Raw genomic sequence first — 13,847 nt, 5'->3', positions numbered from 1 at the left:
GTAGTACTCCATGTGCGGCATTGCTGGCGTCGTTTCTTTTACGAACGTTAATCAGACTTTATATGATGCGTTAACTGTTCTTCAACACAGGGGGCAGGATGCCGCAGGCATAGTGACAAGCCATAACGGACGATTTCATCTTCGTAAAAATAATGGTTTGGTGAGAGACGTTTTTCGTACCCGTCACATGCACCGACTGATTGGTAAAATGGGCATTGGTCATGTTCGTTACCCAACTGCCGGTTCTTCCTCGTCGGCCGAAGCTCAACCTTTCTATGTAAACTCGCCTTACGGCATCACTCTGGCTCATAACGGTAACCTGACAAACTCGAAAGAAATTGGTCAGAAGCTGTATGAAACCGATCTTCGCCACATCAATACCACCTCAGATTCTGAAGTACTATTGAATGTGTTTGCTCATGAATTGCAAAAGCAAGGCAAACAGACGCCAACTGCTGAAGATATTTTCGAAGCGGTGAAAGGTGTACATAAGCGTTGTCGTGGTGGTTATGCGGTTGTGGCCATGATCGCAGGTCAGGGCGTATTAGGTTTCCGTGATCCGAATGGTATTCGCCCGGCAGTATTTGGTAAGCGTGAAACACCGGAAGGTGTTGAGTACATGATCGCTTCTGAAAGTGTGGCCTTGTCTTCTCTTGGCTTCACGGTCGAACGTGATATTGCTCCGGGTGAGGCGATTTTCATTACTGAAGATGGTCAGTTGCACACAATGCAGTGTGCTGAAAACCCAACGCTACGCCCGTGTATTTTTGAGTACGTCTATTTCGCTCGTCCAGACAGTGTGATGGATGGCAACTCTGTTTATAAAACTCGTTTGAAAATGGGTGAGCTGCTGGCTGAAAAAATCAAACGCGAATGGCCTGATCATGACATTGATGTGGTAATTCCGATTCCTGATACCAGCCGTACTTCTGCATTGCAGTTGGCTAACCGTTTGGGTGTTAAGTACCGTGAAGGCTTCATGAAGAACCGCTACATCGGTCGTACTTTCATCATGCCAGGTCAGAACCAGCGTAAGAAATCCGTTCGACAGAAGTTAAATCCTGTTGAGATTGAGTTTGCTGGTAAGAATGTCTTGTTGGTGGATGATTCGATCGTTCGTGGAACTACTAGTCGTCAGATCATTGAGATGGCACGTGAAGTAGGCGCGAATAAGGTGTACATGGCATCGGCGGCGCCTGAAGTATGCTATCCAAACGTCTATGGGATTGATATGCCATCTGCCAGCGAGTTGATTGCTCACGGTCGTACCGTTGAAGAGATCAGTGAGTTAATCGGGGCTGATGGTTTGATCTATCAAGATTTGGACGATTTGATTGAAGCGTCCAAAGGCGTTAACGAGAATATTCAAGGCTTCGATTGTGCTGTATTTAATGGCGAATACATTACTGGTGATGTAACCCCTGAATACCTTGCAGCGCTGGAACAAGCCCGTAATGATGCGGCTAAGAATAAAAAGTCGAACATTGTGGTTGATGTCTCTGATGAAAATGAAGAAGACGCCAACGGCTCAGACGATGCAACGGTTGGTATTCATAATGAGATCAACTAACGCATAAGTTCTTTAAAAAGCCGAACCTAGTGTTCGGCTTTTTTGTGGGCTTCCATCTCAGCTTCATCAATCAATCGGCCAAGGCGGGAATAATCTACGATTTCTTACTCAATCTGGGTGGTCTTGGCGTACAATAGCATCTATTTTAAATTGTTTAGCCCGTATATCTGGGTAATGGGTAGAAAGGAACACATTATGACTGAGCGTACTCGCATTCAATCTGATTTATCAGACGCGCATCTTGAGACTTATGCCGTGCGAGGTGGACAACATCGCACGCCAGAGTCTGAACACAGTGAGCCAATTTTCACCACATCGAGTTATGTTTTTAACAGTGCAGCAGAAGCCGCAGCTCGCTTTGGTGGTGATGAGCCGGGGAATATCTATTCCCGCTTCACTAATCCTACTGTCGCTATTTTTGAAGAACGTCTTGCAGCAATGGAAGGTGCAGAAAAGGCGGTGGCAACTTCCTCTGGAATGGCTGCCATTCTTAGTACAGGTGCCGCACTGTTGAAAGCTGGTGATCATGTTGTGTGTTCACGCTCTGTATTTGGCACCACCAATGTTTTGTTTGATAAGTATTTCAAAAAGTTTGGTATCGAGACCACGTTTGTTGATCTGACGGATATTGAAAGCTGGAAGTCAGCTATACGTCCACAAACCAAATTACTATTTATGGAGACGCCTTCGAACCCATTGGGTGAAGTGGCTGAAATTTCTGAGTTAGCGGATTTAGCGCATGCCAACGATGCTTTGTTGGTTGTGGATAACTGTTTCTGTACACCGGTATTACAACAGCCGTTGAAACTTGGTGCTGACATTGTTATTCATTCGGCGACCAAATATCTGGACGGTCAAGGCCGCTGTGTTGGTGGTGTAGTGGCTGGTCGTGAAACGGAAATGAACGAAGTATTTGGCTTCTTGCGTTCAGCGGGAACTACGATGAGCCCGTTCAATGCTTGGGTGTTCTTGAAAGGATTGGAAACCTTGTCGATTCGTATGAAAGCGCATTGCGAGTCCGCTCTTGAATTAGCTCAATGGTTGGAGGCGCAACCTAAGATTGCCAAAGTGCATTATGGTGGGCTTAAAAGTCATCCTCAGCACCAATTGGCGAGTAGACAGCAGAAAGGGTTTGGTGGTGTATTGTCATTTGAAGTGGAAGGGGGCAAAGACGCCGCTTGGACGTTAATTGATAACACCAGAATGCTTTCCATCACCGCGAACTTGGGTGATACCAAAACCACCATTACGCATCCGGCGACAACAACACATGGTCGTTTGTCCGATGAAGATAAAGCTCGCGCAGGTATTACCTCTGGCTTGATTCGTTTATCGGTTGGTTTGGAAAACGTTGAAGACATTAAAGCCGATATTTTGCGTGGTATTAATGCGCTTTAATTAATGGCTCGTTAACAAATGGCTCGTTAATTCAATGGCCCTTGAATTTAACAGCCATTTAGTTCGTTATAAAAATAAGCCAGAAACGACAGCACGGATAGGAGTAAGCTTTGGAAAAACAAACCATGCAAGCGCAACAATTGATCGACAAAATGAGTGATGCTTTAGCTCAGGTAAATCAAGTGATTCTTGGTAAAGAGCTTCAACTTAAATTAGCGTTTACATGTTTGATTGCCAAAGGGCACTTATTGATTGAAGATTTGCCTGGTATGGGAAAGACGACGCTTTCTCATGCGTTGGCAAATGTTTTAGGGCTTAGTTATAACCGGGTGCAATTTACCAGTGACCTGTTGCCATCCGATGTACTTGGGGTGACGATTTTTAATCGGGATGAAAACAGTTTCGAGTTTCATAAAGGGCCGATTTTTTCCCAAGTAGTATTAGCAGATGAGATTAACCGCGCCAGTCCGAAAACCCAGAGTGCCTTGTTGGAAGCGATGGAAGAGTTTCAGGTCAGTATCGAAGGCGCCTCCCATCCCTTACCACAACCCTTCTTTGTCATCGCAACACAAAACCCGATGGATCAGGCCGGAACCTATCCTTTACCTGAATCTCAATTAGACCGTTTTTTGATGCGTGTAACCTTGGGATATCCGCCAGCAGAAGCAGAACGTGAGCTGCTAAAGGGGGTTAATCGTCGAGACATGGCCAAAGAGCTGCCTTCGATTATTTCTCCGAAGGAATTGATGCAGTTGCAACTTCTTTCTTCCAATATCAAAGTTTCCGATGCTTTGTTGGATTATATTCAGCGTCTGGTGGCCTTTTCCCGTGAGTCCGCTGAAACCCAAATTGGTTTGTCTCCGCGTGGTGCTTTATCGTTACTGCGAAGTGCTCAAGCCTGGGCAATGATCCATGGTCGGGGTTATGTGATTCCCGACGATGTTCAGGCGGTGTTGGCGAGTGTGGTTGATCATAGGGTGACACTGTCTTCTATGGCTTCGCATCAAACTTTGTCTTCAATGATGTTAGAGCAGGTGGCTGCGATTTAGACCTTCGGTGATTTAACGAATTAAGTAAATACAACGAATATTTATCGTTTATACGTTAGAGCTGTGGTCATCTGGATACCTGCATTGCACGTATCAATTCATATTAGAAACTATCATTTAAATAATAATTCCAAGAACATTGATATGTTTATCAACCATAAAGGTTGAACCTATTCTGTAGATGGAGCATGACAGACATGCAGCGATTTCGTTCCTGGTTTGATGCTTGGTTAGCGCGTCGATCCCCCCTTTCTAACAAAGTTCGTCTGACGAATCGCAATATTTATATCTTTCCCTCCAAACCCGGCTGGTTGTTGGTTGCCGTATTGTTGGTGATGCTGTTGACAGCGATTAACTATCAAAACAGCTTGGTCTTTGGCATGTGCTTTTGGCTGGGTAGTGTTTTTGCTGTGCTGATTTGGCATACCTGGAAAAATCTGGCGGGATTGGAAGTTTCGGTGGGGAGTGAAGTTGCGGGCTTCGTAGGAGAGACAGTTCCTGTCAGTCACAAAATCACTGCTTTGGATCGTTCGGTGCATTTCAATATTAAAATGCATTGGCGTCGGGATGTAGCCATGTCTTCAGGCGTTGATATTGAAAAAGGGCATGGTGACTCTGTTCAATTGCTTCATCATGTTTTGAGTCGAGGGTGGAATCAAACACCGCGCATCGAAGTGCTCAGCCGCTACCCGCTAGGAATTCTGACAGCGTGGTCTGTTATTCAATTAGAACATCCTGTACTGGGTTACCCTAAACCTGTTTTTGGTGTGACGCCTAATATCCATGCTGAAGGCGCTTTTGATCAGGAAGGTGATGCTCAGAATTCTCATCGGTCAAAACAATCGGGAAGCGACTTTGACAGTTTGACGCCCTACATTGAAGGGGACTCTCTGAAAAAAGTTGACTGGAAACGTTTTGCTAAAACCGAAGAGTTAGTTACTAAATCGTTTGTTACGCCCCCTGTCTCTAATACCTGGCTTAAATTTGAGGATTTTCAAGGGTTACCGCTCGAACAGCGATTGTCTGCGATGGCCGGTTGGGTAATCGAATGGTCTAATCAAAATAAGGTGTTTGGACTCTCTTTGCCTAATCAGCAGTTACCACAAGGAACGGGTGAGCAGCATCAACTTGATTGCCTCCGTGCATTGGCCTTATTTGATGCTGATCAGACTGACTCTTCAGAGGTAAAGATCTCTTCGAAGGTGAATCGTATGCCTGAGGGGAACCGCAAATGAATCAGTTGGATCAGGTATTGACGGTTTCGGCACTTAGGTGGATGTTGCTGGCGCAAGCGCTAAGTCTAGGGATGCACCTTATCCGAATGCCATACGGTTTGATGGCGTTACTTGGATTATGTTTGATTTGGCGTTTTCAGATCATTCGAGGTCGTTGGCGTTTTCCAAATAACTCTGTGAAAGTCATGCTGGCGACCACAGGGCTGATTGTTTTGGTCCTAAGCTTTCATAAGTTATCCGTAATGGCGGCCGTGAGTTTTTTATTGCTGGCTTATGGATTAAAACTAATTGAGCTTCATACACAGCGGGATGCCTTTATCTCGCTGTTCTTATCCTATCTTGTGGTAGCGGTAGTTTTCCTATTCGATACTTCGTTGTCCACTGCGTCGTTAGCCTTCGTGGTTTGCGTGATCATCACCTGTGCATTAATTGCGATGCATAGTATTAAAGAGCGATCCACGGTTGAGTTGGTTCGGCAGAGTTCGCTCTATTGGCTTTCAGCGATTCCGTTAATGATTATCTTCTTTGTCTTTTTTCCTCGGATGGCGCCTCTCTGGTCTTTGGATCTTGGGTCAGGGGCTAAGACGGGGTTATCCGACAACATCAGCCCGGGAGATATTGCCCGCTTAACTCAATCGGATGAGTTGGTGTTTCGAGCCAAATTTGATCAAGGTTTACCTATCCCGCCAGAGCAGCTGTATTGGCGAGCGTTTGTGCTGGATAAAACCGACGGGCGAGGATGGCAGCGAAGTAAAGGTGTGGATTACATCGGTAATCATATCGACTGGTATGGCGACCCTGTTTCAAACTGGCAACAACACATGAGTATTCAGGGGCCTTTTTATCCCTACGATGTGATCCTTGAGCCGACGCAGCAGCGCTGGTTATACAGTTTAGATGGTTCATTGCCTCAACAGCGTAACGTGGGTCTCACGCAGGATTTCATGCTTGAATATAACAAGCCTATTCGTCAGGTACTCAGATACAGAAGTCAATTACCTGCTCAAGTAATTCGCGAACCTCGACTTGCCCGATGGCGTACTGCCAGGGAGCTGCAACTTCCAGAGAATGAGAACCCCAGAACCAAAGCCCTAGCACAGCAGTTTTGGCAGAAGACCGGTGATGTCGAGGGGTTTATCAGCACAGCGCTTGCTTACTTTGTGGAGAACCAGTTCAGTTACACTTTGAAGCCTCCAGTGTTAGGCGAGAAAGCCAATGATGAGTTTTTGTTTGAGACTCGAAAGGGTTTTTGTGGGCACTATGCGGGCGCTTTGGCGTTGTTAGCTCGGTATGCCGGTATTCCTGCTCGTGTGGTTGCCGGCTATTTGGGAGGCGAATGGAATAATGCAGCCAACTACTTAACCGTGCGGCAATACGATGCACATGCCTGGGCGGAGATTTGGGTGCCTCAAAAAGGGTGGGTAAAAGTCGATCCAACCTCTGTAATTGCGCCGGATCGGGTTGAACTAGGCTTGGCTGAAGCCATGCGAGAGGAAGGTTCATTTTTGGAAAATTCGCTATTTTCTCCTCACCGATATCAAGGTCTGGCGGTTATGGATTCCATCAGAAAGTTTGTGGATAACATTAATTACCAGTGGTCACTGCGGGTGGTTGGGTTTGATGTTAATAAACAGGCCGGTATCTTTTCCGACTTGATCAAGCAATGGGGGCGATATTCCTGGCTCTTGATCGGTGGATTTATCTTATTGGCGTTAGCTCTGCCGTTAATTCTTTGGGGCGGGTTCCAGTTGATTAAAGGCTTGAGACGCAAACGAACCATCAAACAGAAATTCGAAGATAAATTAGTTAATACGATAATTAAAAAATCCAACTATGCTAATGCTTATGGCCTAATAAAATCCGATGTTCGTCATTGGACTCCAAGGGAAATGTTCGAACACCTTCGAACGTCATTCCCTGAACAGTCTCAACAGATTGGGTGGTTATCCATGCGTTACGAAGAACTCTGCTACGGAGATATGGCCTCACTGGGGGAGGAAGACTCTCTGAACCAATGGCGCTTTATGTATAAGCAACTGAAACAATTAGAAATAAAATAATACGTTAAAAGAGCTGAGTTTTGGGTAGATCAGGAGCACATTAGCTAACTGACTTTCTGTTGTTGGTTTGACGTTGTTGACGAGTTTTATGATCAAAAAAATACCGATTGATTTGCTAGTACCAGAGATGTACGTCACTGGCTTTCACTGGGATCAGGATGTTGGATCTCAATACCAGAAAGAGGGGCGAGTACCCGACCAGAAAACGGTTGAAATTATTCGCTCGAAAGGTGTTCGTTACGTCTTCATTGATAATGAGCGCGGCATTGACGTAGATGCCGGCGTATCGGTTGAACAAATTGAACAGCAGGGCAATGAACAGCTCGAAGCCTATGCCAACGAAAAGCCGATGATTAAGAAGTCGGTTTCCAGAAAAGATGAATTAGAAAAAGCCAGGAAAGTACATACCAAAGCCAAGGGGCTTGTGAACGATGCCATGAAAAAGGCATTGAAAGGTGACAAGGTTGAAATTCATGAATTTAAAGAGGTTGCTAACGAGTTTATTGATTCTGTTGGACGCAATCAAAACGCGTTGGCTTGCTTAAGTCGAATTCGGGAGAAAGACTCTTACTTGCTTGAACACTCCGTCAATGTCGGTGTGTTGATGTCGATCCTTGGTAAGGCAATGGATCTTGAGCGCCAAACGCTATTCGAGTACGTTTTAGGGGCGCTACTACATGACATCGGGAAAATTCTGATTCCTGATGACGTACTTCACAAGCCGGGGCGTTTGACCGAAGCTGAATTCGAGTTAATGAAGAAGCACTCTACGTTCAGTCGCGATATTCTGGTGAAATCCGGAGGCCTTCCCCAAGCGAGTATCAACGTAGCCTATCAGCATCATGAACGTCTGGACGGCACAGGCTACCCTGGTAAATTGGATCACAGTTCGATCAGTCTCGAAGGTAAGATGGCAGCGGTGGTGGATGTTTATGATGCCATCACGGCGGATCGTTGTTATCACAAGGGGATGCCTCCAACCATTGCGCTTAAACGGATGCTGGAATGGACGGGCGATCATCTCGATAAGGAACTGGTTCATCTTTTCATTCGGGCTATGGGAATTTATCCGGTAGGGTCCTTGGTTGAGCTTAATAATCAGCGATTGGCGGTGGTCGAAGAAGTGAACGAAGAAGATCAAAAACGACCGGTAGTGAAGGTGATCTATAACGCGCAATACAAACGCTATGTGAATATTGAATTATTAGACCTCTCCAAAAAGAAAGATTTTGCGATCGTTAAACCCGTTGATCCAAGTCTGTATGGCATCAATATCAATGATTTTATTGCTTGATTTGCAAGTCTTTTTTCTTTGAAGCGTTACGAATGTGACGCTTTTCTTTTTTCTGAAATTCAGCTCTTAAGTTTCATCCAACTCTGTTAGATCCGACTATACTTTTGGAGCAGTAATTAAGTATCTAGAAGGAAATCTCTGTGGAATTTAAAGACTATTTGCGCCTTATGGTTGAGAAAGATGGCTCCGATTTGTATTTGTCTACCGGTGCCCCCATCAGTGCAAAAATCTACGGCAAGCTGGTTGCTGTCTCCAAAGAGCCTCTGCCACAAGGGGCGGTTAAGAAAATTGCCTTCAGTTTGATGGATGAGGACCAGAAAAAAGAATTTGAGCATAAGCCAGAATCCAACTTGGCGATTTCCGAACCTGGCATCGGTCGATTTCGGGTGAATGTTTTTAAACAGCGTAATGAATTTTCGATGGTCATTCGGACCATTAAGACCGATATTCCGAGTTTTATGGATTTAGGGCTACCAGAAATTCTCCCTAAACTCATTATGCAAAAGCGCGGTTTGATTCTATTTGTAGGGGGGACGGGGTCAGGTAAATCCACCTCTTTGGCTTCCCTGATTGATTACCGAAACTCTAACAGTGCCGGACACATCATTACCATCGAAGATCCGGTGGAGTTTGTGCATCGTCATAAAAAGTCCATTGTAAACCAGCGTGAAGTGGGTATGGACACCAATTGCTATGAAGATGCGTTGGTCAATACCTTGCGTCAGGCGCCAGACGTTATTTTGATTGGTGAGATTCGAACTCAGGAAACGATGGAGCACGCGCTGGAATTTGCCGAAACGGGTCATCTCTGTCTTTCAACTCTGCATGCGAACAACGCCAACCAAGCCGTTGACCGTATTGTGAATTTCTTTCCTGAAGAGCGTCATAAACAGCTCTTTTTGGATCTGTCACTGAATTTACAGGCCATTATTTCTCAGCGCTTGATTCCGACTGTGGATGGAAAACGTGCAGCGGCCATCGAGATTTTATTGAATACGCCACGGGTTGCAGACCTGATTAAGAAAGGGGATGTGTCGGCCATCAAAGAAGTGATGGTGAAATCTGAGAATGTCGGCATGCAGACCTTCGATTCAGCCCTCTTCAAACTCTTTAAACAAGGTAAGATCTCCGAAGAAGAGGCGTTGAAGAATGCGGATTCACGGAACAACTTACGACTTAAAATTCAATTGGGTGAGGATGATGCCAGTGCACCTGAACCACCTAAACCTCAGCCTGCGGCCAGACCAGCCCCAGGCGCTGGTGCTGGTGCTGCTCAACCGGCGGCACAGCCTAAAGCCGAAGAAAAGGCACCTGCCAGTTCGTCTTACTCCTTGGACAGCTTGTCGTTGATGCCAAAAGACGGGGAAAACGACGACGAAGAGGACATCTAAACACAGTAATTTCGAAACAAATCACAGTGTTTACATTTTGTAACTAAGTCCAGTGCATTTATGTACTTAGGTACAATAGCCAACTTGTGTTGTTTTGATATCTTGATCTCCAATTGGAGAACTGTAGAGAGATCAAAATGGCACAAGTTATTGGAAACGTTACTTTTCTGGTTGGAACAGTAATTGCGGTTGATGCCGCAGGGAATGAGCGTCAACTAGCATTGGGCGATACGGTCTATTTGGGTGAGCGCATTATCACCCAGGGTGCGGACAGCCAGGTGATGATTGGGCTTGAGTCTGGCGAAAGCCTGACGTTAGGCCGCAGCAGTGAAGCGCTTCTGGATCAGGATCTTCTTGATCTGGCCAACTACGCGGTAGAAGACGAGCTTGCCAAAGCAGAACTTCTACAACGTCGAATCCTTGAAGATCCAAACTTTGATTTCTCTCAGTTAGACGCGACCGCTGCTGGTGGCGAAGGCGGGGCAGGGTTTAAATCCGTACCCGTTGTGCTCTCTCATGAATACGATTTTGACTATACCTCGAACACCAATAGCAACATTGGTGCTGCAGGTACGATTAGCGATGACGAAACTGCCGGTACCCGTCAAATAACTACTGAACAAGAACTGACCTCCGATCCCTCTTTTACCTCTGCAAATCAGTTCTCTGTTTCCGAAGATACCGTATTTTCTGGTCAATTCACCGCAGAAGATCCGGACGGTGGTGCCGTAACCTTTGATCTAATCTCTGAACCCGCCAATGGTGTGATCTCTCTTGATGAAAATGGACAGTTCACTTACACGCCAAATGCTGATTTCAATGGGGCTGACCAGATTGAAATTTTGGTCACCGATTCTCAAGGTAGCCAGACCTCTCAAGTTATTACGATTTCCGTCACACCCGTGGATGATGCGCCACGAGTCGATGCAACCAATGATCTGGGGGACATCAATGAAGGTGCAACCACGAACGTTGATCTGACCGAACTCTTTGACGAAGTAGACGGCGAAGACGTTACGGTTGTTCTTAAAGATGGCGAGAGTCTGCCAGCTGGTTTAGAAATCAATGAACAAGGCCAGTTGGTGGGGACGCCTGATGTTCCTGGTGATTATCAGTTTACTGTGGTTGGTACGGACGAAAGCGGTAACAGCGTTGAAACCACAGTTTCGGTTTCGGTCATTGAGACCGTCAACGATGCGCCTGTATTTAATGGTGATTTGGATCTGGGTAATTTTGATGAAGCATCAGAATTGGAAGTGAACCTAGGCTCTGATTTCACTGATGAAGAAAATGACACACTGACCTTCGAATTGGCTGGTGGCAGTACCTTACCTAATGGTCTTGTTTTGGCTATCGACGGAACTATTACCGGGGCACCTACAACGCCAGGCCAATACCAATTCACTGTCGTAGTGACGGACTCGGCAGGCAATAGTATTTCAGAAACATATTCCTTAACTGTGGATAACACTTTACCACCGGAAGCGCCTACTGTAGACGTGTCTGAGGATGGTAGCCAAGTCACTGGTACCGCAGAACCAGGTACCACGGTAACGGTTGGTTTGCCGGATGGCAGTACCGTTGAAACGACAACGGATGAAAACGGTCAGTACCAAGTTGACCTGTCGCCTGCATTGACCAATGGTGAAACCGTGGTTGTTACCGCTTCTGATGAGGCTGGAGACTCTCCTAGCGTTTCTACGTCCGCACCAGATACGACAGCGCCTGTGGTTGAAACAGGTGATGTCACCATCTCCGACGGTGGTGATCTTATTCAGGGCCAGGTAGAAGCGGGTGCTGAGGTGTCTGTAACGCTGCCTGACTCGTCAACCCCTCTGGAAATTGTGGCAGATGAACAGGGTAACTTCGAAGTAGCACTGGACCCTGCTCTTGTCGATGGTGAAACCGTCATTGTTGAAGTTTCAGATGCGTCTGGAAATACCACGACCGTAGAATTAACAGCTCCGGATTTGTATCCACCACAAGCACCAAGTGCTGTAGTGTCGGATGACGGAAGCCTTATTTCAGGTACAACCGAACCGAATACCAATGTTCGAATTACTCTTCCTGACGGCAGTGAAGGCATTACTTCGTCTGACGAATCGGGTAACTACCAGTTTATTCTTGAGCCTGCATTGGTTGATGGTGAACAGATTTCCGTTGTCGCGGAAGACCAAGGTGGTGTGTCGGATGCGACGACAACACAAGCTCCGGATCTTTATGCGCCACAAGCACCTACTGTTAACGTCAGTGACGATGGTACAACGGTTTCCGGAACCACCGAACCAGGCTCAAGTGTTCAAGTAAATTTGCCGGATGGTTCTGAAGTTACGACCACTGCCGATGAAAACGGTCAGTATCAAGTAGAGCTGTCACCTGCTCTAACTGAAGGCGAAACCATTGAAGTTGTCTCTACGGACGAAGGTGGTTCTTCCGAAACCGTTTCTGTTTCTGCACCTGATTTGAATAAAGAAGGTGAGGTTAGTATTGCCGGCAATGCAATTGATGGCGAAACCCTTACTGCAAATGTTTCTGATGCCGATGGTATTTCTGGTGATATTAATTACCAATGGCAAGTGTCGTTTGATGGTGGTGCGAGCTGGGAAACCATACTGGGCGCAACTGACCAGACCTTCTCTCCTGATGATTCTGAAGTGGGTGGCTTACTCCGTGTTGAAGTGAGTTACACCGATGATGATGGGACCACTGAAACTTTCATATCTAACGCGACCAATCCGGTAACGGATGTCGATGAGTTTGATGTATCTGATGTGTCTGACAGTGACGGTACCGAAAATTCCATTGCCGAAAACGCAGCGGCCGGCACTCAGGTAGGGATCACTGCTTCTGCAGCGGATAATGATGCCACTGATGCCGTGTCTTATACTGTCAATAACGACCGTTTCACCGTGGATGCGAACGGCGTAGTGACGGTAGCCGAGGGTGCGAGCTTCGACGCCGAGACCGAAGGCTCGATCCAGTTAACCGTGACTGCAACCTCTACGGATGGTTCAACGTCCAACGAGACCTTTACCGTTCAGGTGAGCGATGTCGATGAGTTCGACGTCGGTGCGGTGACGGATACGAATTCCGATACCAACACCATCGCTGAGAACGCAACGGCCGGAACGCAGGTGGGTATCACCGCCTCAGCGACTGACAATGATGCGACCAACAACACAGTAACCTATGCCGTGGATGACACCCGCTTCGAGATCGACGCCAATGGCGTAGTGACGGTAGCGGACGGTGCGAGCTTCGATGCGGAAGGTGAAGGGTCGATTGACATCATCATTACTGCGACCTCGGCGGACGGTTCTCAATCCCACGAGACCTTCACGGTTCAGGTCAGTGACATCAATGAATATGACGTGTCGGACGTTACTGACACCAATGCGGCAGCGAATACCATTGCAGAGAACGCAACGGCCGGTACCCAAGTGGGGATTACCGCCTCAGCGACCGATACTGATGTGACAGATACTGTGTCTTACACTGTGAACGACGACCGTTTCACTGTGGATGCAAACGGCGTAGTGACCGTGGCGGACGGTGCGAGCTTCGATGCCGAGACCGAAGGTTCGATCCAGTTGACTGTGACGGCGACGTCTACCGACGGTTCAACGTCTAACGAAACCTTCTCCATCAACGTTAGCGACGTCGATGAATTTGATGTGGGTGCGGTGACTGATACAGATTCAGCCACGAATACGATTGCTGAAAACGTAACGGCCGGTACCCAGGTGGGCATTACTGCCTCAGCGACTGACAATGACGCGACCAACAACACCGTTTCTTACTCGGTGGATGACACCCGCTTCGAGATCGACGCCAATGGCGTGGTGACCGT

General features: G+C 46.8%; 8 protein-coding genes. All 8 read left to right on the top strand.

Annotated elements, in window-relative coordinates:
* The first annotated feature begins 10 nt into the window (after positions 1 to 10).
* The gene (purF, locus tag QQL66_RS07130) at positions 11 to 1,570 is read left to right on the top strand and encodes an amidophosphoribosyltransferase (protein WP_284380363.1); all 1,560 of its coding nucleotides are present in this window, start codon (positions 11 to 13) and stop codon (positions 1,568 to 1,570) included.
* Between the two features lie 195 nt (positions 1,571 to 1,765).
* A complete protein-coding gene (locus tag QQL66_RS07125; RefSeq protein WP_284380361.1) occupies positions 1,766 to 2,968 on the top strand; it encodes an O-succinylhomoserine sulfhydrylase in 1,203 nt (400 codons plus the stop codon).
* A gap of 125 nt (positions 2,969 to 3,093) precedes the next feature.
* Positions 3,094 to 4,017, top strand: coding sequence for an AAA family ATPase (locus QQL66_RS07120; RefSeq protein ID WP_284380973.1), 924 nt, complete (start codon positions 3,094 to 3,096; stop codon positions 4,015 to 4,017).
* A 197-nt stretch (positions 4,018 to 4,214) separates the two neighbouring features.
* Positions 4,215 to 5,252: a DUF58 domain-containing protein gene (locus QQL66_RS07115; RefSeq protein ID WP_284380359.1), complete on the top strand. Its 1,038-nt coding sequence runs from the start codon at positions 4,215 to 4,217 to the stop codon at positions 5,250 to 5,252.
* Positions 5,249 to 7,312 (top strand): transglutaminase TgpA family protein, encoded by a 2,064-nt coding sequence (locus QQL66_RS07110; RefSeq protein ID WP_284380358.1) that lies wholly within the window; start codon positions 5,249 to 5,251, stop codon positions 7,310 to 7,312. The genes QQL66_RS07115 and QQL66_RS07110 overlap by 4 nt, the downstream gene beginning before the upstream one ends.
* An 88-nt stretch (positions 7,313 to 7,400) precedes the next feature.
* Positions 7,401 to 8,606: an HD-GYP domain-containing protein gene (locus QQL66_RS07105; RefSeq protein WP_284380357.1), complete on the top strand. Its 1,206-nt coding sequence runs from the start codon at positions 7,401 to 7,403 to the stop codon at positions 8,604 to 8,606.
* Positions 8,607 to 8,746: 140 nt separating this feature from the next.
* Positions 8,747 to 9,997, top strand: a complete 1,251-nt coding sequence (locus tag QQL66_RS07100; protein WP_284380355.1) for a PilT/PilU family type 4a pilus ATPase — start codon at positions 8,747 to 8,749, stop codon at positions 9,995 to 9,997.
* Between the two features lie 137 nt (positions 9,998 to 10,134).
* A partial coding sequence (locus QQL66_RS07095) for a retention module-containing protein (RefSeq protein WP_284380353.1) occupies positions 10,135 to 13,847 on the top strand: 3,713 nt, incomplete at its 3' end.

The sequence above is a fragment of the Litoribrevibacter albus genome (genome assembly GCF_030159995.1).
Taxonomy (GTDB): domain Bacteria; phylum Pseudomonadota; class Gammaproteobacteria; order Pseudomonadales; family Litoribrevibacteraceae; genus Litoribrevibacter; species Litoribrevibacter albus.
This window is presented reverse-complemented; position numbering and strand designations above follow the sequence as displayed.